17 protein-coding genes are annotated in these 17,260 nt (G+C 53.1%); 8 read left to right on the forward strand and 9 right to left on the reverse strand.

Annotated features, from left to right (window positions below):
* Positions 1-187 precede the first annotated feature (187 nt).
* Genes rseC through rseD form a run of 5 tightly spaced genes read right to left on the reverse strand, consistent with a single transcriptional unit; the run spans position 188 to position 3,029 of the window.
* Positions 188-667, reverse strand: a complete 480-nt coding sequence (rseC, locus tag OGV79_RS20415; RefSeq protein WP_012131211.1) for a SoxR-reducing system protein RseC — start codon at positions 665-667, stop codon at positions 188-190.
* On the reverse strand, positions 664-1,620 hold the full coding sequence (gene rseB, locus OGV79_RS20420) for a sigma-E factor regulatory protein RseB (protein WP_012131210.1): 957 nt from the start codon (positions 1,618-1,620) through the stop codon (positions 664-666). The genes rseC and rseB overlap by 4 nt, the downstream gene beginning before the upstream one ends.
* On the reverse strand, positions 1,620-2,270 hold the full coding sequence (gene rseA, locus OGV79_RS20425) for an anti-sigma-E factor RseA (protein ID WP_047461936.1): 651 nt from the start codon (positions 2,268-2,270) through the stop codon (positions 1,620-1,622). The genes rseB and rseA overlap by 1 nt, the downstream gene beginning before the upstream one ends.
* 31 nt (positions 2,271-2,301) lie before the next feature.
* Positions 2,302-2,877 (reverse strand): RNA polymerase sigma factor RpoE, encoded by a 576-nt coding sequence (gene rpoE, locus OGV79_RS20430; RefSeq protein WP_006176728.1) that lies wholly within the window; start codon positions 2,875-2,877, stop codon positions 2,302-2,304.
* The gene (gene rseD / locus OGV79_RS20435; protein ID WP_123907454.1) at positions 2,874-3,029 is read right to left on the reverse strand and encodes a rpoE leader peptide RseD; all 156 of its coding nucleotides are present in this window, start codon (positions 3,027-3,029) and stop codon (positions 2,874-2,876) included. The genes rpoE and rseD overlap by 4 nt, the downstream gene beginning before the upstream one ends.
* Before the next feature lie 273 nt (positions 3,030-3,302).
* Between rseD and nadB the strand changes: the two genes are divergently transcribed.
* Positions 3,303-4,925 (forward strand): L-aspartate oxidase, encoded by a 1,623-nt coding sequence (gene nadB / locus OGV79_RS20440; protein ID WP_049009471.1) that lies wholly within the window; start codon positions 3,303-3,305, stop codon positions 4,923-4,925.
* On the opposite strand, the gene trmN is transcribed toward nadB, so the two are convergent.
* Complete coding sequence (gene trmN / locus OGV79_RS20445) at positions 4,910-5,647, reverse strand: tRNA(1)(Val) (adenine(37)-N(6))-methyltransferase TrmN (protein WP_104868330.1); 738 nt, start codon at positions 5,645-5,647, stop codon at positions 4,910-4,912. The genes nadB and trmN overlap by 16 nt on opposite strands.
* A 131-nt stretch (positions 5,648-5,778) precedes the next feature.
* Between trmN and srmB the strand changes: the two genes are divergently transcribed.
* Complete coding sequence (gene srmB / locus OGV79_RS20450) at positions 5,779-7,116, forward strand: ATP-dependent RNA helicase SrmB (protein WP_012131206.1); 1,338 nt, start codon at positions 5,779-5,781, stop codon at positions 7,114-7,116.
* A 46-nt stretch (positions 7,117-7,162) separates the two neighbouring features.
* Here the strand turns inward: srmB and grcA are convergent, their stop codons facing one another.
* Complete coding sequence (gene grcA, locus OGV79_RS20455) at positions 7,163-7,546, reverse strand: autonomous glycyl radical cofactor GrcA (protein WP_012131205.1); 384 nt, start codon at positions 7,544-7,546, stop codon at positions 7,163-7,165.
* Between the two features lie 318 nt (positions 7,547-7,864).
* Between grcA and ung the strand changes: the two genes are divergently transcribed.
* The gene (ung, locus tag OGV79_RS20460) at positions 7,865-8,554 is read left to right on the forward strand and encodes a uracil-DNA glycosylase (RefSeq protein ID WP_047461918.1); all 690 of its coding nucleotides are present in this window, start codon (positions 7,865-7,867) and stop codon (positions 8,552-8,554) included.
* Positions 8,555-8,718: 164 nt separating this feature from the next.
* On the opposite strand, the gene OGV79_RS20465 is transcribed toward ung, so the two are convergent.
* Complete coding sequence (locus tag OGV79_RS20465) at positions 8,719-9,765, reverse strand: tRNA/rRNA methyltransferase (RefSeq protein ID WP_012131203.1); 1,047 nt, start codon at positions 9,763-9,765, stop codon at positions 8,719-8,721.
* 208 nt (positions 9,766-9,973) lie between these two features.
* Between OGV79_RS20465 and trxC the strand changes: the two genes are divergently transcribed.
* The 5 genes from trxC to OGV79_RS20495 all read left to right on the forward strand — a co-directional run bounded on the left by trxC (position 9,974) and on the right by OGV79_RS20495 (position 15,699).
* Positions 9,974-10,393 (forward strand): thioredoxin TrxC, encoded by a 420-nt coding sequence (gene trxC, locus OGV79_RS20470; RefSeq protein ID WP_047461913.1) that lies wholly within the window; start codon positions 9,974-9,976, stop codon positions 10,391-10,393.
* 69 nt (positions 10,394-10,462) lie between these two features.
* A complete protein-coding gene (gene tapT / locus OGV79_RS20475; protein WP_275374671.1) occupies positions 10,463-11,161 on the forward strand; it encodes a tRNA-uridine aminocarboxypropyltransferase in 699 nt (232 codons plus the stop codon).
* 35 nt (positions 11,162-11,196) lie between these two features.
* Positions 11,197-13,857: a bifunctional acetate--CoA ligase family protein/GNAT family N-acetyltransferase gene (locus OGV79_RS20480; RefSeq protein WP_047461908.1), complete on the forward strand. Its 2,661-nt coding sequence runs from the start codon at positions 11,197-11,199 to the stop codon at positions 13,855-13,857.
* Positions 13,858-13,971: 114 nt separating this feature from the next.
* Positions 13,972-15,327, forward strand: a complete 1,356-nt coding sequence (pssA, locus tag OGV79_RS20490) for a CDP-diacylglycerol--serine O-phosphatidyltransferase (RefSeq protein ID WP_012131199.1) — start codon at positions 13,972-13,974, stop codon at positions 15,325-15,327.
* Between the two features lie 48 nt (positions 15,328-15,375).
* Entirely contained in the window at positions 15,376-15,699 is a 324-nt protein-coding gene (locus OGV79_RS20495; RefSeq protein ID WP_286468843.1) for a YfiM family lipoprotein, read from the forward strand.
* On the opposite strand, the gene OGV79_RS20500 is transcribed toward OGV79_RS20495, so the two are convergent.
* Positions 15,696-16,994: an MFS transporter gene (locus OGV79_RS20500; protein WP_047461905.1), complete on the reverse strand. Its 1,299-nt coding sequence runs from the start codon at positions 16,992-16,994 to the stop codon at positions 15,696-15,698. The genes OGV79_RS20495 and OGV79_RS20500 overlap by 4 nt on opposite strands.
* Between the last annotated feature and the right edge of the window lie 266 nt (positions 16,995-17,260).

Consider the following 17,260-nt stretch of genomic DNA (forward strand, 5'->3'; position numbering starts at 1 on the left):
CACTACAACACTGAGGCGAGGAAATGTTCATACAGCAAGGATAGCGGGAACCGGAAACGGCATCGCTTTTCTGATGTAAAACGTCGTAAGGGAAGCATGATGCCCGATAGCACGAGCTTATCGGGCCTGGAGAGTCTGCTTATCGTTCCCAGGCCGGATCAGGCGAAGCCGCCATCCGGCAAAAATATCACGGGTTCGTTTCGGAAGATGGTGTTTCAACGCGAACCAGACCAGGAGGAAGAGCAACGTTAAGAATGACCGGCTGCCAGGCCTCGCGTTCAGCCAGTTTACGCGAGTAGCCGCGCGCAATCAGAAAACCCCCGACGCCGCCCAGCACCGCGCCGCTCAACGCGGCAATATCAGAACCAAACAGTACCTGGAACAACGCCGCGAAGATAAACAGCCCAACCAGCGGCGACAGGTAAACCAGCATTGCTGACCCCAGCAGGCTGCCTTCGGCAATGCCCAGTTCCACTTTTTGACCAGGCGCCAGCGGTTCGGCACTTGGCACCACAATGGTATGTGTGGTTTGCGGCCCGAGTTTATTCAGCACACGACTGCCGCATCCGGCCCGTGAGGCGCAACTGCTGCACGATGCTTTGACGTCGCAGCTCACCAGTGCCTGGCCATTTTGCCAGGAGACAACGGTCGCCCACTCTTTAATCATTGTGCCGCCCCGAACTTAATATTGTCCGCAATGCGTTTCGCGGTTTGCGGCGGAAGTTCGCCGACAATCGTAATTTCAGCGTTTTCACGTACGCTGGTGCTGACCGTTCTGCGCCCGGTTCGCAGCATCTGATCGGTGCTGTTCTGCGTCGCACGATTCACGTTCACAGAGAAACTGAATAGGCCGTCAGAATAGAGGCGTGACTCGATAGGCAGATTATCCATTGTAGGCAGCGGGCGTCGGCTGCTGGAGACTTCGCTAAACCCTTGCGGCAACCACGTCGGGCTCCAGTTGAACTTCGCCTTTTCCCCCACAGGAACAGAAAGCAATGGCGGCAAATTCGCTTTTGCCAGCATCTGCATGCTATTACCGACGTCCTGATTCACGGCGAAGGAAATCACGCGGAACTGCTCCAGCGTTTCACCATCCCGGTCAAGGAGATCCACCCGCATCGGCAGCTTTGTTTCGGTATCCAGCCATACGATATAGCTGTAACGGGTGCCGTCGCGCGCGACAACACGAATGACTTCACACAGCCTGTCGGCAATGCGGGTGCGGCCTACGGAAATAAAGTCATACCAGGGAGAAAGACGTTTAAAGTCGGCATAGATAAGGGACGGCAGAGAATCGACAATATAGTCGCCGTTCAGGGTGAACGGTTCGAGCCCGGGTTCGAAGTAGCTGATTTCGTTACCACGCTGCACCACTTCCCGGCGCGGGCCATCCATTTGCAACAGTTGTGCAAGAGGACGATTGTCCAGGCGTGCATGTCGATAACGCAGAGACTCAACGCCTTGTTTATTGATGCTGACGAATGACAGCTCGTAATTCAGTGACTGGCTGGCCAGATTCATCTGCTGCAATAACGCCCCGGACGCAGTATTGGCCGAGGCGTTAACAGAGAAGAACAGGCTACCCGCCACAAGTGACATGGCAAACCAAAGTTGCTTCATTACTGCGATTGCGTTCCTAAAGTTTGAATTCCTGGCACCTGTACAGCGGCTTGCTGTGTTTGCGCCTGCTCAAACTGAAGCTGTTCGGAGTGCAGTCGGCGTTGCAGTTCGTAATCCTGCAACATGGCATTAATGCGACGACGCTGCTCCTGCACCTGCTGTTGCTGACCGCCGTTAGCCGTCGCGTCAGAAGGTACTCCCAGGCTCACCGGACTGGCTTTGCCCATCATCGGTAATGTATTGAATACCGGCGTTTCGGGCTGCTGGGACGTTTCAGATTGTCCATTATAGTGCTGGACGCCAACAATAACTGCAAGTGATACGCATGCAGCCACACCCATTTGAGTGAGCTGCGCCGCCCACGGACGCATTTTCTGCCAGAATGGCATTTTCTGCCACTGGTGCGGTGCGGGCTGGGCCTCAGGAATCAGCGGCGCCGTCTGGCGTACCGGCTCATTTTCGATGGCGGCCATTACGCGGGCGGAAATATCGAAATGGAGAACGTCAGCGGTATCACCCCGCATGGAATCGCGGATCAGGTGATAACTCTCCCATGTTTTTTGCATTTCCGGGTCGTGAGCCAGTTCTTTCAGCAGCTCACTGTCCAGCGTTTCGCCATCCATTAAAGCGGAAAGTTTTTCTTTCTGCATGCCTAATACCTTTTCCAGTATCCCGCTATCGTCAACGCCTGATAAGCGGTTGAACTTTATTATCAATAGCTTCCCGCGCACGGAAGATACGTGAACGCACCGTACCCACCGGACAATCCATGATAGCGGCTATCTCTTCATAGCTCAGGCCATCCAGCTCCCGCAAGGTTATTGCCATGCGTAAATCCTCGGGGAGGGACTCAATAGTTCGGAAAACTATCTGTCTCAGCTCTTCTGACAACATTAAGTTCTCAGGGTTCGAAATTTCTTTCAATGCGCCGCCACTTTCGAAGTTTTCTGCGTCAATCGCATCAACATCGCTGGAAGGCGGCCTGCGTCCCTGAGCAACCAGGTAATTCTTCGCCGTATTGACGGCAATACGGTACAACCAGGTATAAAAAGCGCTATCCCCCCGGAAAGAATCCAGCGCGCGATAGGCCTTAATAAATGACTCTTGCACCACATCGGGAACATCGCCCGACGGTACATAGCGGGAAACCAGGCTCGCCACTTTATGCTGGTAGCGCACTACCAGTAAGTTAAAGGCTTTCTGATCTCCCTTCTGGACCCGTTCAACCAGGACCTGGTCCGTTAACTGCTCGCTCATCCGAGGTAAAGTCTCCCCAAACCAAATTTCCACGCGCTCTCGAAACGCCACTCCATAAACTGCACTATGAGCAAGCAACAGCTTAGAGTGTCTCTTTTTCGTAAAGTTCCGTTACGCATCTGTTTTTGTTTGTCATGTTGTAGACAGATCATTATCTCTCATTATAAGTCTACAGAGTCTGAACAACGCACTATCTGTATAGAAATGCCCTTTTAGCCGCTTGAAGAGTAACCCAACAGCCACTTTATTTCATCACATAATCTGGCGCTAACGGCCTGCTTCGCAAAATATTTTCTTTGTTTTACTTCCCCTTGAATTTTCCTTTAATGTTTAGCCATTGCAACACATTCAAAAATAAAACGTGCTGTATCGCGCAGTATGGTGCTATGCTGCCCAAACACTGTTTAGTAAATTAAACAAACGCTATGACTACGACTCCTGAACTTTCCTGTGACGTGCTGATTATTGGCAGCGGTGCTGCCGGACTCTCTCTGGCGCTGCGCCTGGCTGAAAAACATCAGGTGATTGTCCTGAGTAAAGGCCCGGTGAGCGAAGGCTCAACGTTTTATGCTCAGGGCGGTATTGCCGCCGTTTTCGACGAGACGGACAGTATCGATTCGCATGTTGAAGATACACTGATCGCCGGGGCCGGTATTTGCGATCGCCACGCGGTGGAGTTTGTCGCCAGCAATGCCCGCTCTTGCGTACAGTGGCTTATCGATCAGGGTGTATTATTTGACACCCAGGTGCAACCGAACGGGGAAGAGAGCTACCATCTGACCCGTGAAGGCGGCCATAGCCATCGCCGTATCCTGCATGCGGCTGACGCCACCGGCAAAGAAGTGGAAACTACCCTGGTCAGCAAGGCGCAGAACCATCCGAATATTCGCGTACTGGAGCGGAGTAACGCCGTCGATCTGATCATCTCCGATAAAATCGGCCTGCCAGGAACACGCCGCGTCGTCGGCGCCTGGATCTGGAATCGGAATAAAGAGTCGGTCGAAACATGCCACGCGAAGTCAGTCGTTCTGGCGACAGGCGGGGCATCGAAAGTGTATCAGTACACCACCAACCCGGATATCTCTTCCGGCGACGGTATCGCGATGGCCTGGCGCGCCGGGTGCCGCGTCGCGAATCTTGAATTTAATCAGTTCCACCCTACCGCGCTGTATCATCCTCAGGCACGAAACTTTCTGCTGACGGAAGCGCTGCGTGGCGAAGGGGCGCATCTCAAGCGCCCGGACGGCACGCGCTTTATGCCTGATTTTGATGAGCGTGGCGAACTGGCTCCGCGCGATATCGTCGCTCGCGCCATTGACCACGAAATGAAGCGTCTCGGCGCAGACTGCATGTTCCTCGACATCAGCCATAAACCGGAAGCATTTGTCCGTCAACACTTCCCAATGATTTATGAAAAATTGCTGGGGTTGGGAATCGATCTGACTAAAGAGCCGGTGCCGGTCGTACCTGCCGCCCACTACACCTGCGGCGGCGTGATGGTCGACGATTTTGGACGAACCGATGTGGACGGTCTGTATGCCATTGGCGAAGTAAGCTATACCGGCCTGCACGGCGCGAATCGCATGGCGTCCAATTCTCTGTTGGAGTGTCTGGTGTATGGCTGGTCAGCGGCAGAGGATATCGACAGACGTATGCCGTATGCCCGTAGCGTTAGCACGCTTCCGGCCTGGGATGAAAGTCGCGTTGAAAACCCGGATGAGCTGGTCGTGATCCAGCATAACTGGCATGAGCTACGTCTGTTTATGTGGGACTATGTCGGCATTGTGCGCACCACCAAACGTCTGGAGCGCGCCCTGCGACGCATTACGATGCTGCAACAGGAAATCGACGAATATTACGCTAACTTCCGCGTATCGAATAATCTGCTGGAGCTGCGCAACCTGGTGCAGGTCGCGGAACTGATTGTGCGCTGCGCGATGATGCGTAAAGAGAGCCGTGGCCTGCACTATACGCTGGATTACCCCGCATTGCTGCCGGAATCCGGCCCGTCGGTGCTTTCGCCGCTCAACGCTTACATGAACAAATAAAACGCCTGGGTCAGCGCCGTGTACCCTTCAGAGTAAAGCTGGTCTGGCCCACGAATCACCAGGCGATCGCTAAAGCATTCCCCCGTTCGCGGGGAAAATGCCAACAGTACCCGATGAGGCAATCGCGACTCCGTTTCGGCTACGTCGGTACGTAAACGCAAATGCCAGCCCATGCTTAACGCCTGCTGCGTGAAGATGTTGCCAGTCTGTTCCGGCAGCACCACGCAGAAAAATCCCTCTTCCGTAATACAGTCAGCCGCAGTGGTAAGTAACGCTTCGTGATCGAGCGTGGTGGTATAACGCGCCTGCTCTCGCTGCGGCGTTGCGCATTCCACCCCTTGTTCATAATAAGGCGGGTTACTGATGATAAGATCAAAGCGCGCGGTCTGGCGCGGCACCCACTGCCGGACATCTTCCGTATGCACCGTTATCCGCTGCGGCCACGGTGAGTGGGCGATATTCTCCTGCGCCTGCGTCGCCGCTTCGCTGTCCAGTTCAACGGCATCAATGGTGACGCTTTCGTCGGTACGCTGCGCCAACATCAGCGCCAGCAGACCGCTGCCGGTACCAATATCGAGGATCCGCGTTACGCCTGCGACTGGTGCCCATGCTCCCAATAAAATACCATCAGTACCGACTTTCATCGCGCAGCGATCGTGCGCCACAAAAAACTGCTTAAAGGTAAATCCATTACGACGAAGTGTGGATGTAGACTGGGACATGAAAGAACAACCTTCCTGGAAAAACGGCAATAGCGTAGGGTGAAAACAATACCTGAGAAGCGATATCCATACAAACAGATGAAGATTGCAGCCGTAACGTCTATAATCAGCGCCCCACACAGAGGTAGAACATGACTGTAACGACTTTTTCCGAACTTGAACTCGATGAAAGCCTGCTGGATGCCCTCCAGGATAAAGGTTTTACTCGCCCGACCGCCATTCAGGCTGCCGCCATTCCGCCTGCGCTCGATGGGCGTGATGTACTCGGTTCTGCGCCGACAGGCACCGGTAAAACGGCGGCATACCTGCTGCCAGCGTTGCAGCACCTGCTCGACTTCCCGCGTAAAAAATCCGGTCCGCCGCGTATTCTGATCCTTACGCCGACCCGCGAACTGGCGATGCAGGTTGCCGATCACGCCCGTGAACTGGCGAAACACACCCATCTGGATATTGCGACAATCACCGGCGGCGTGGCTTATATGAACCATGCCGAGGTGTTCAGCGAGAACCAGGATATTGTGGTCGCCACCACGGGTCGCCTGCTGCAATATATTAAAGAAGAAAACTTTGACTGCCGCGCGGTTGAAACGCTGATTCTTGATGAAGCCGACCGTATGCTGGACATGGGCTTCGCCCAGGATATCGAGCATATCGCAGGTGAAACCCGCTGGCGCAAACAGACCATGCTGTTCTCCGCTACGCTGGAAGGCGGCGCGATTAACGATTTTGCTGAACGTCTGCTGGAAGATCCGGTCGAGGTCTCAGCGACCCCGTCTACCCGCGAACGCAAAAAGATTCATCAATGGTACTACCGTGCCGATGACATTCAGCACAAAACCGCTTTGCTGGTACACCTGTTAAAACAACCTGAAGCCACCCGTTCTATCGTCTTCGTGCGTAAACGTGAGCGTGTACATGAGCTGGCAGGCTGGCTGCGCGAAGCAGGCATCAATAACTGCTATCTCGAAGGCGAGATGGTACAGGGTAAGCGTAACGAAGCGATCAAACGTCTGACCGATGGCCGCGTGAACGTGCTGATCGCAACCGACGTCGCCGCTCGCGGGATTGATATCCCTGATGTAAGCCATGTTTTTAACTTCGATATGCCACGCAGCAGCGATACCTATCTGCACCGTATCGGCCGTACCGGACGTGCAGGGCGTAAAGGAACAGCGATTTCCCTGGTAGAAGCGCATGACCATCTGCTGCTGGGAAAAGTGGGTCGCTATATTGAAGAGACGCTGAAAGCGCGCGTCATTGATGAATTGCGTCCAACCACTCGTGCGCCAAGCGAAAAACTGACCGGCAAGCCATCCAAGAAAGTGCTGGCTAAACGTGCTGAGAAGAAAAAACAAGAAAAAGAGAAGCCGCGCGTGAAGAAACGTCACCGTGATACCAAAAACATTGGTAAACGCCGCAAGCCTGCTGGTACGGGTACGGACGCGCAGAAGCAGTCCAACGAAGAGTAAAAAAAACGCCGGGGCTAACCCGGCGTTTTTATGTTATCAGTCAGCCTTACAGGCTTTCAGTAAAGGTACGAGCGATAACGTCGCGCTGCTGTTCCGGCGTCAGGGAGTTAAAACGCACGGCATAGCCAGAAACACGGATGGTCAGCTGCGGATATTTTTCCGGGTGCTTAACGGCATCTTCCAGCGTTTCGCGACGCAGAACGTTAACGTTCAGGTGCTGACCGCCTTCAACGCGAACTTCCGGTTTTACTTCCATCGGAATTTCACGGTATTCGATTTCACCCAGTTTGTTCACTGCAACCACTTCATCTTCGGCAAAACCGGCTTTCGCTGCGATGCAACGTGCTTCGCCTTTTTCGCTGTCCAGCAACCAGAAAGAATTCAGCAGGTCGTCGTTAGCGGCTTTAGTAATCTGGATACCTGTAATCATGTGATGCCTCCCCGGCAAAAGTGTTTGATTATGATCGGCCTGTTCGCGGCCAATTGGTAAAACCATTGTTGCTTGAGTGTATATATACCCCTCACACACCCTTGATTCTTTGATTTAAATCAACAAAAACCACACCACAAAGAGGGTGTTGCATGGAATTTATTGTTTTACATCAACTTACACCATATCCACACATAAACTTTTTACATAAATTTTCAACTATCTTTAAGGGGTAGCCGGGTTTGTGACGCACGCGATTTTGCACCATAGAAAGAAGCAGTTAAGCTATGCAGATTGAAAAATTCGCAGGAGAGCGAGATGGCCACCGATTTAACCTGGCACGATGTGCTGGCAGATGAGAAGCAGCAGCCCTATTTTGTTAACACACTCCATACCGTTGCGGGCGAACGTCAGTCAGGAATGACAGTCTATCCTCCACAGAAGGATGTATTTAACGCGTTTCGCTTCACTGAACTCGGTGATGTCAAAGTGGTGATTCTGGGGCAAGACCCTTATCACGGCCCTGGGCAGGCGCATGGTCTGGCGTTTTCTGTTCGTCCGGGTATTGCCACACCGCCTTCTCTGCTGAACATGTATAAAGAACTGGAAACGTCCATACCGGGCTTTACCCGCCCGGCTCATGGGTATCTGGAGAGCTGGGCGCGTCAGGGGGTATTGTTATTAAATACCGTGCTGACCGTCCGCGCAGGCCAGGCGCATTCTCACGCCAGTCTGGGATGGGAAACCTTTACAGACAAAGTGATCAGCCTTGTTAACGAACATCGTGAAGGGGTCGTCTTTTTACTCTGGGGTTCACACGCACAAAAGAAAGGGGCGATTATCGATCGCCAGCGCCATTACGTGTTGAGAGCGCCGCATCCATCGCCGTTGTCGGCACATCGGGGATTCTTTGGCTGTAACCATTTTGTATTGGCGAATCAGTGGCTGGAGCAGCACGGCGAGAAGCCGATTGACTGGATGCCGGTATTACCGGCAGAGAGCGAATAAGTTTTTGCTTTGCGCCGGGTGGCGGCTTCGCCTTACCCGGCCTACGAATCATTACCGCAGGCCCGGATAAGCGCAGCGCCATCAGGCGTTTACGCCGAGTACCCGGCCTACGAATCATTGCCGTAGGCCTGATAAGCGCAGCGCCATCAGGCACTTACACCTGATTATGCTTTATTCTGACGCCACCATTCGCCCAGCAATACGCCGGTTGCGACAGAGACGTTGAGGTTTTCAACATTTCCGGTGCCATCAATTTTCACGCACAGATCGCCAGGTTCACGCGCGGCTTCCGGCAGGGACTCCAGCTCACGCCCTAACACCAGCACCATTTTCGCTGGCAGCGCCGTACTAAACAACGGCTTGCCCTGATCGCTGGATGTGGTGACGATCGTATAACCCGCCTGACGGAAATCATCCAGCACATCCACAATGCTGTCGCCCGTGATCGGCTGAACATGCTCCGCGCCGCCTTCCGCCGTACGGATCGCCGCACCGGATTCAAGAAGCGCCGCGTCCTGTACCACCACACCTTTTACGCCAAAGTGCGCACAGCTACGCATCATGCCGCCAAGGTTGTGCGGGTTAGCCACATCTTCCAGCGCCAGCACGCAATCCTGCGCGTCCGCCTGGCTTACCCACTGCTTAACGGTCGTACCGTTACGCTTTTTAATCAGGAAACAAACGCCGCCGTGGTGCTCAGTTCCAGAGGCTTTCGCCAGTTCAGCTTCATCCACAACGTGGTACGCTTTGCGGTTAGCCGCCATCCAGCGTAACGCTTCTTTAAAGCGAGGGGTCACGCTCTGAATGAACCATGCGCGAACAATCGCATCCGGGCGACTCTGGAACAAGGCCTGACAGGCATTTTCGCCGTAGACACGGGTCTCTTCCGCACGCTGACGACGTAAAACTTCAGGATCGATAAAACTTTTACCGCTGATTCCACCGTGATCGGCTTTCTCAGGCGTGTCATCGCCTGGCGCACGGGAAACGGTACGCCACGGTGAGTCTTCACGCTTACGATCGCGAATCTGACCGCTTCTTTCATCACGAGCATCGCGGGCGGGGCGACGGCCACCGTCAGTACGAGACTTTCCTGGACGACCTCCCCCTTTCCCGGTACGCGGGTTATGGGTGCGTTTATCAGAGTCATCATCACTGCGGACATACATCACTTTGACCTTGCCGCTTTTGTTCTTTAATTCATCGTTCATGCTTTTCTCCACCAGCGCTGCGCGAAGCGCGAAGATTACCCGATGTGCACCCGGTTAGCCATTATTTCATTTAAAAGCTAATGACTATTGTACTCATTGAATAAAACACATTGTTGTTTAAAACACTCTCATCGATAATATGTAACATATTGGAAACATATCGGCGTGATTGCCGGAAAAGTCTACCCTACTCATCCAGAGGTTAGTTATGAATACCGTTTGTACCAGTTGCCAGGCAATCAACCGCATTCCCGATGATCGTATTCAGGATGCGGCAAAATGTGGACGCTGTGGTCACGACCTGTTCGATGGAGAGGTGATTAATGCGACCGGTGAAACGCTGGATAAGCTGCTGAAAGACGATCTCCCTGTGGTGGTCGATTTCTGGGCGCCGTGGTGCGGCCCATGCCGTAACTTTGCCCCGATTTTTGAAGATGTCGCGGAAGAGCGCAGCGGTAAGGTGCGTTTTGTGAAAGTTAACACAGAAGCGGAACGTGAACTCAGCGCCCGTTTCGGTATCCGCAGCATCCCGACCATCATGATCTTTAAGAACGGCGAAGTCATCGACATGTTAAATGGCGCAGTTCCTAAAGCACCATTTGACAGCTGGCTGAACGAATCGCTGTAATCTCCACGGGGCACATCTTGTGCCCCGTTTTCACCTCTGCGACAATAGCGTTTTTCACTGTATTCTTCCATGACTGATAACGCTGTTCTCCAGTTACGCGCCGAACGCCTCGCACGCGCCACGCGTCCTTTTCTTGCCAGAGGAAACCGCATTCGTCGCTGTCAGCGCTGTCTGCTCCCGTTGAAACTCTGCCTGTGTGATACCCTCTCACCTTCTCAGGCGACAAGCCGTTTTTGTCTGGTGATGTTTGATACCGAGCCAATGAAACCCAGCAATACGGGGCGTCTGATTGCCGATATTCTGCCGGAAACAACGGCCTTTCAATGGTCACGTACCGAACCGCCGCAGGCGCTGCTCGATCTGGTTAACAACCCGAATTATCAGCCGATGGTCGTATTCCCCGCCTCCTATGCCGGGGAAGAACGCGAGGTCATTTTCACGCCACCAGCCGGAAAACCGCCGCTGTTTATCATGCTCGACGGCACCTGGCCGGAAGCGCGCAAAATGTTCCGTAAAAGCCCTTATCTCGATAACCTGCCGGTTATTTCCGTTGATTTATCGCGTCTTTCCGCCTATCACCTGCGAGAAATTCATGCCGAAGGGCAGTATTGCACTGCCGAAGTGGCAATAGCGTTGCTGGATCTGGCGGGCGACACGGCTGCGGCAACCCATTTAGGCGATCACTTCTCACGCTTTAAAACGCGCTATCTGGCAGGAAAAACGCAACATCAGGGAAGCGTCACAACAGAAACAGCAGAAAGCGTTTAAAATCATTCGGTCACTTCTGCGTAAGGGAGACCGGCATGAGTCAGAGAGGACTGGAAGCACTACTGCGACCAAAATCGATAGCGGTGCTAGGGGCGTCGATGAAGCCCAATCGCGCAGGTTACCTGATGATGCGTAACCTGCTGGCAGGAGGCTTTAATGGCCCGGTATTACCTGTAACGCCCGCATGGAAAGCCGTCTTAGGCGTCCTGGCCTGGCCCGACGTCGCCAGTTTGCCTTTTACACCGGATCTCGCCGTTCTGTGCACCAACGCCAGCCGTAATATCGCGTTGCTGGAGGCGCTGGGGGAAAAAGGCTGTAAAACCTGCATTATTTTGTCGGCGCCCGCAGCGCAGCACGCTGAACTTCTGGCATGTGCCCAACGCTATAAAATGCGACTACTCGGCCCAAACAGCCTGGGTTTACTCGCCCCCTGGCAAGGGCTTAACGCCAGTTTCTCTCCGGTTCCGATCAAACGTGGAAAACTCGCGTTTATTTCGCAATCCGCCGCCGTCTCCAATACGATTCTCGACTGGGCGCAACAACGGGAGATGGGCTTTTCTTATTTTATCGCGCTTGGCGACAGTCTGGACATTGATGTTGATGAACTGCTGGATTATCTGGCGCGCGACAGTAAAACCAGCGCCATTTTGCTCTATCTCGAACATCTGAGCGACGCGCGACGCTTTGTCTCCGCCGCCCGTAGCGCATCGCGAAATAAACCCATTCTGGTGATTAAAAGCGGTCGCAGCCCGGCGGCGCAACGTTTGTTAAATACCAGTGTCGGCATGGACCCGGCATGGGATGCCGCCATCCAGCGTGCGGGGCTTTTACGCGTGCAGGATACTCACGAACTCTTCTCGGCGGTCGAAACGCTGAGCCATATGCGGCCATTACGTGGCGACAGGTTGATGATCATCAGCAATGGCGCTGCGCCCGCCGCGCTGGCGCTGGATGAGCTGTGGTCGCGCAACGGCAAGCTCGCCACCCTGAGCGAAGAGACCCGACTTAAGCTAAGCGAAGCACTACCTGCTCACGTCGATATCGCCAACCCGCTGGATTTGCGTGATGATGCCAGCTGTGAACACTACGTCAAAACGCTGAATATCTTACTCGCCAGCCAGGATTTTGATGCGCTGATGGTGATCCACTCACCCAGCGCCGCCGCACCAGGTACCGAGAGCGCACACGCGCTCATTGAAGCGGTAAAACATCATCCCAGAGGGAAATTCGTCACCTTACTCACCAACTGGTGCGGCGAGTTTTCCTCTCAGGAAGCCCGCAAAATGTTCAGTGAAGCGGGATTACCTACCTATCGAACACCGGAAGGCACCATCACTGCCTTTATGCACATGGTGGAATACCGGCGTAACCAGAAGCAATTACGGGAAACCCCGGTGTTGCCGGGCAACCTGACCTCAGACACGGCTCAAGCGCATAACCTGTTACAGCAGGCGATTGCAGAGGGTGCAACGTCGCTGGATACCCATGAAGTTCAGCCCATCCTGCAGGCGTATGGGTTACACACGCTTCCCACCTGGATTGCTGGCGACAGCGCGGAAGCAGTGCATATCGCCGAGCAAATTGGCTACCCGGTAGCGTTAAAACTGCGTTCGCCGGATATTCCGCATAAATCGGAAGTTCAGGGGGTAATGCTCTATCTGCGCACGGCAACGGAAGTTCAGCAAGCCGCGAATGCCATTTTCGATCGTGTAAAAATGGCCTGGCCTCAGGCGCGCATTCACGGTCTGTTAGTCCAGAGTATGGCGAACCGTGCCGGCGCGCAGGAACTTCGCGTCGTCGTCGAACACGACCCGGTCTTTGGGCCGCTGATTATGCTTGGCGAAGGCGGCGTAGAGTGGCGACCCGAAGAGCAGGCCGTCGTCGCGCTGCCGCCGTTAAACATGAATCTGGCGCGCTATTTGGTTATTCAGGGAATCAAAAGTAAAAAAATTCGTGGCCGGAGCGCGCTACGCCCGCTGGATATCACAGGGTTAAGCCAGCTGCTGGTACAGGTCTCGAACCTGATTGTCGATTGCCCGGAAATTCAGCGTCTGGATATCCATCCCCTGCTGGCTTCTGCTGGCGAGTTTACCGCGCTGGACGTCACGCTGGATATCGCCCCTTATGATGGCGACAACGAGAGCCGACTCGCTATTCGCCCCTATCCGCAGCAGCTTGAAGAGTGGGTTGAGATGAAAAATGGCGAACGTTGCCTGTTTCGCCCTATCCTGCCGGAAGATGAGCCTTATCTACAGCAGTTCATTTCTCAGGTAACAAAAGAGGATTTGTATTACCGTTATTTTAGCGAGATCAATGAATTTACTCATGAAGATTTAGCCAACATGACGCAGATCGACTACGATCGGGAAATGGCATTTGTTGCCGTGCGCCGTATTGATCAAACTGAAGAAATCCTCGGGGTAACGCGCGCTATCTCCGACCCGGATAACATTGATGCGGAATTTGCCGTGCTGGTTCGCTCAGATCTCAAAGGGTTAGGATTAGGCCGGCGATTAATGGAAAAATTGATTGCTTATACCCGAGATCACGGACTGAGACGCCTGAATGGCATTACGATGCCAAACAATCGCGGCATGGTGGCACTGGCCCGAAAGCTCGGGTTTGATGTTGATATCCAGCTCGAAGAGGGGATTGTTGGGCTGACGCTGAATCTGGCCCAATACGAGGAATCGTGAGTAAGGTACTGGAAATGTTGACCACTTTAACGGGTACTGGTGTTATCATTGCTCGCTTATGTCGTCTGCATAGCACAGAGGACCCTTCAATGAACAGAGAAGAAATGCACTGTGATGTTGTCAAAATTTAAGCGTAATAAACATCAACAACACCTTGCCCAACTACCTAAGATCTCTCAGCCAGTTGATGATGTAGATTTCTTTTATGCTCCCGCTAATTTCAGGGAGACTCTGCTGGAGAAGATAGCCAGCGCGACGCAGCGTATTTGCATTATTGCCCTGTATCTTGAACAGGATGACGGCGGCAAGGGCATACTCGACGCGCTCTATGAGGCTAAACGGCAGCGTCCTGAGCTGGATGTTCGGGTACTTGTCGACTGGCATCGCGCTCAGCGTGGACGTATTGGCGCAGCCGCGTCCAATACTAACGCTGACTGGTATTGCCGAATGGCGCAAGAAAACCCAGGCATCGATATTCCTGTCTACGGCGTGCCGATTAACACGCGTGAAGCGCTTGGCGTACTGCATTTTAAAGGCTTTATCATTGATGATAGCGTCCTTTACAGCGGCGCCAGCCTGAACGACGTCTATCTGCATCAGCATGATAAATATCGTTATGATCGTTACCAGTTGATTCGTAATGCAAAGATGGCCGACATCATGTATGAGTGGGTCACGCAGAATCTGCTTAACGGTCGCGGCGTAAATCGCCTGGACAGTGCCCAGCGTCCGAAAAGCCCGGAGATTAAAAACGACATTCGTTTGTATCGCCAGGAATTGCGCGATGCGTCATACCATTTCCAGGGCGATGCCGACAACGAGCAACTTTCCGTTACGCCACTGGTTGGGCTGGGAAAATCGAGCCTGCTGAACAAGACCATTTTCCATCTTATGCCCTGTGCAGAGCATAAGCTCACAATTTGCACACCTTATTTCAACTTGCCTGCGCTGTTGGTTCGTAACATCATCCAACTGCTGCGCGAAGGGAAAAAGGTTGAGATTATCGTGGGTGATAAAACCGCCAACGACTTTTATATCCCTGAGGATGAACCGTTTAAAATCATCGGCGCGCTTCCCTATCTCTACGAGATTAACCTGCGTCGCTTCCTCAGCCGCTTGCAGTATTACGTCAATACCGATCAGCTCGTAGTGCGTTTGTGGAAAGATGACGACAATACTTATCACCTGAAAGGAATGTGGGTTGATGATAAGTGGATGCTGCTCACCGGGAACAACCTTAACCCGCGAGCATGGCGTCTGGATCTGGAAAACGCAATTCTGATTCACGATCCAAAACAGGAACTTGCTCCCCAGAGAGAGAAAGAGCTGGAGCTTATCCGCACTCACACCACGGTTGTTAAGCATTACCGCGATCTACAAAGCATCGCTGACTATCCGGTTAAAGTCCGTAAACTCATCCGCAGACTCCGTCGTATTCGAATCGACAGATTAATCAGCCGTATTCTGTAAATCAAAAAGCCCCGTCCCTGCGACGGGGTTTTTCCTGTGAGGGTCACGGTGCGTTTCCTTATACTTTTTGGCATGTTGTTGCTCTCAGGCTGTAGCCATATGTCCAATGACAACTGGAGCGGGCAGGATAAAGCGCAACACTTCATTGCATCAGCCATGCTTTCCGCCGCCGGGAATGAGTATGCCCGGCATCAGGGAATGAGCCACGATCGCAGTGCAACCGTTGGGCTGCTGTTCTCCATTAGTCTCGGTGCGTCAAAAGAGATGTGGGACAGCCGCCCCGGAGGGAGCGGCTGGAGCTGGAAAGATTTCGCCTGGGATGTCGCAGGCGCAACCACGGGTTACGCCGTCTGGCAAATGGCGCGGAACTAGAGACGTAACCCTTTTCCCTTGCGGTGCAGCATCAGCGACACCAGAAATGCCACGATAGCCATAATGGTCACATACCAGAAGAATGATGTCTCCATACCAACGGACTTCAGAGACAGCGCAACATATTCCGCAGAGCCGCCGAACAGCGCATTCGCCACCGCATAAGAAAGCCCTACCCCCAATGCCCGCACCTGGGCAGGAAACATTTCTGCCTTCAGGATCCCACTGATTGAGGTGTAGAAACTCACGATCAACAGGGCGCACATCACCAACCCAAAGGCTGCGTAAGGTGACGTGACATTCTGTAATGCTGACAGAATAGGTACGGTGAATAGCGCAGCCAGAGCGCCAAAGCAGAGCATTGATGTCCGTCGGCCGATTTTATCTGAGAGAGCGCCAAACAGGGGTTGAATTAGCATGTAGACAAACAGCGCCGCCGTCATGATTCCGCTGGCGACATTGGCATGCATACCGGCGGTATTCACCAGATACTTCTGCATATAGGTTGTGAAGGTATAGAAACACAGCGAACCCGCAGCGGTAAATCCCAGTACCATAATAAACGCTTTACGGTTACGCCATAGTCCTTTGAGCGATCCAGCCTCTTTCAGCGCGCGGGTTTCTTGTTTTGAGGTTTCATCCAACTGTCGACGCAACCAAAGCGCGACAACGGCCAGTACGGCGCCCAATGCAAAAGGAATACGCCATCCCCATTCTCTGAGGGAAGATTCCTCCAGCGTTTGCTGCAAGATAACCACAACCAGCAGTGCCAGTAACTGACCACCGATCAGAGTGACATACTGGAACGATGCGTAAAAACCTTTGCGGCCTTCAACAGCTACCTCACTCATATAGGTCGCACTGGTTCCGTATTCTCCTCCAACAGACAGCCCCTGAAACAGACGAGCCAACAGCAGAAGAGCCGGAGCCCAGGTGCCGATCGTGGCATACCCCGGCAGGCAGGCAATGACTAACGAGCCCATACACATCATGCAAACAGAGAGAAGCATTGATTTCTTACGACCATGCTTATCGGCAATCCGACCAAAAAGCCAGCCGCCAATGGGACGCATCAGGAAGCCTGCGGCGAAAACTCCGGCGGTCTGTAAAAGCTGAGTGGTGGTATTTCCCGAAGGAAAAAAGATGTGCGCAAAGTAGAGAGAGCAGAAGGAATAGACATAGAAATCAAACCACTCGACCAGATTCCCTGATGATGCCCCCACAATTGCCCATACGCGACGACGGGTGTCACTGCTTGCCAGCGACCCGTTTACAGTTACACTGCTTTCAGTCATTAGAAATATACTCCCGCCAAAGATCCACCCGAGCTCGTCGGTGCTTTTCACTGTCTTTTTTAGTGAATGAAATGTTATATAATTGTTATTATTTATTTTGTGACAGAGATCGATATTTTAGTTAGCAGGAAAACGATTTAGGAGTATACGGAGGGAATAGTCATCCGGCAGAACAGCGCATATATGCCGGGCGCATGAACGCAAAAAGGCCATCCCTCAGGATGGCCTCTTCACTTAATTAATGCCTGGCAGTTCCCTACTCTCGC

Origin of the sequence: Citrobacter sp. CK185, from assembly GCF_030333565.1 — a bacterium.
Classification (GTDB): domain Bacteria; phylum Pseudomonadota; class Gammaproteobacteria; order Enterobacterales; family Enterobacteriaceae; genus Citrobacter_B; species Citrobacter_B koseri.

Excerpts from the sequence above, each read along its gene's own strand:
- rseC (WP_012131211.1), bottom strand. The coding sequence starts at position 667 with ATGATTAAAGAGTGGGCGACCGTTGTCTCCTGGCAAAATGGCCAGGCA.
- rseB (WP_012131210.1), bottom strand. The coding sequence starts at position 1,620 with ATGAAGCAACTTTGGTTTGCCATGTCACTTGTGGCGGGTAGCCTGTTC.
- rseA (WP_047461936.1), bottom strand. The coding sequence starts at position 2,270 with ATGCAGAAAGAAAAACTTTCCGCTTTAATGGATGGCGAAACGCTGGAC.
- rpoE (WP_006176728.1), bottom strand. The coding sequence starts at position 2,877 with ATGAGCGAGCAGTTAACGGACCAGGTCCTGGTTGAACGGGTCCAGAAG.
- rseD (WP_123907454.1), bottom strand. The coding sequence starts at position 3,029 with ATGATCTGTCTACAACATGACAAACAAAAACAGATGCGTAACGGAACT.
- nadB (WP_049009471.1), top strand. The coding sequence starts at position 3,303 with ATGACTACGACTCCTGAACTTTCCTGTGACGTGCTGATTATTGGCAGC.
- trmN (WP_104868330.1), bottom strand. The coding sequence starts at position 5,647 with ATGTCCCAGTCTACATCCACACTTCGTCGTAATGGATTTACCTTTAAG.
- srmB (WP_012131206.1), top strand. The coding sequence starts at position 5,779 with ATGACTGTAACGACTTTTTCCGAACTTGAACTCGATGAAAGCCTGCTG.
- grcA (WP_012131205.1), bottom strand. The coding sequence starts at position 7,546 with ATGATTACAGGTATCCAGATTACTAAAGCCGCTAACGACGACCTGCTG.
- ung (WP_047461918.1), top strand. The coding sequence starts at position 7,865 with ATGGCCACCGATTTAACCTGGCACGATGTGCTGGCAGATGAGAAGCAG.
- OGV79_RS20465 (WP_012131203.1), bottom strand. The coding sequence starts at position 9,765 with ATGAACGATGAATTAAAGAACAAAAGCGGCAAGGTCAAAGTGATGTAT.
- trxC (WP_047461913.1), top strand. The coding sequence starts at position 9,974 with ATGAATACCGTTTGTACCAGTTGCCAGGCAATCAACCGCATTCCCGAT.
- tapT (WP_275374671.1), top strand. The coding sequence starts at position 10,463 with ATGACTGATAACGCTGTTCTCCAGTTACGCGCCGAACGCCTCGCACGC.
- OGV79_RS20480 (WP_047461908.1), top strand. The coding sequence starts at position 11,197 with ATGAGTCAGAGAGGACTGGAAGCACTACTGCGACCAAAATCGATAGCG.
- pssA (WP_012131199.1), top strand. The coding sequence starts at position 13,972 with ATGTTGTCAAAATTTAAGCGTAATAAACATCAACAACACCTTGCCCAA.
- OGV79_RS20500 (WP_047461905.1), bottom strand. The coding sequence starts at position 16,994 with ATGACTGAAAGCAGTGTAACTGTAAACGGGTCGCTGGCAAGCAGTGAC.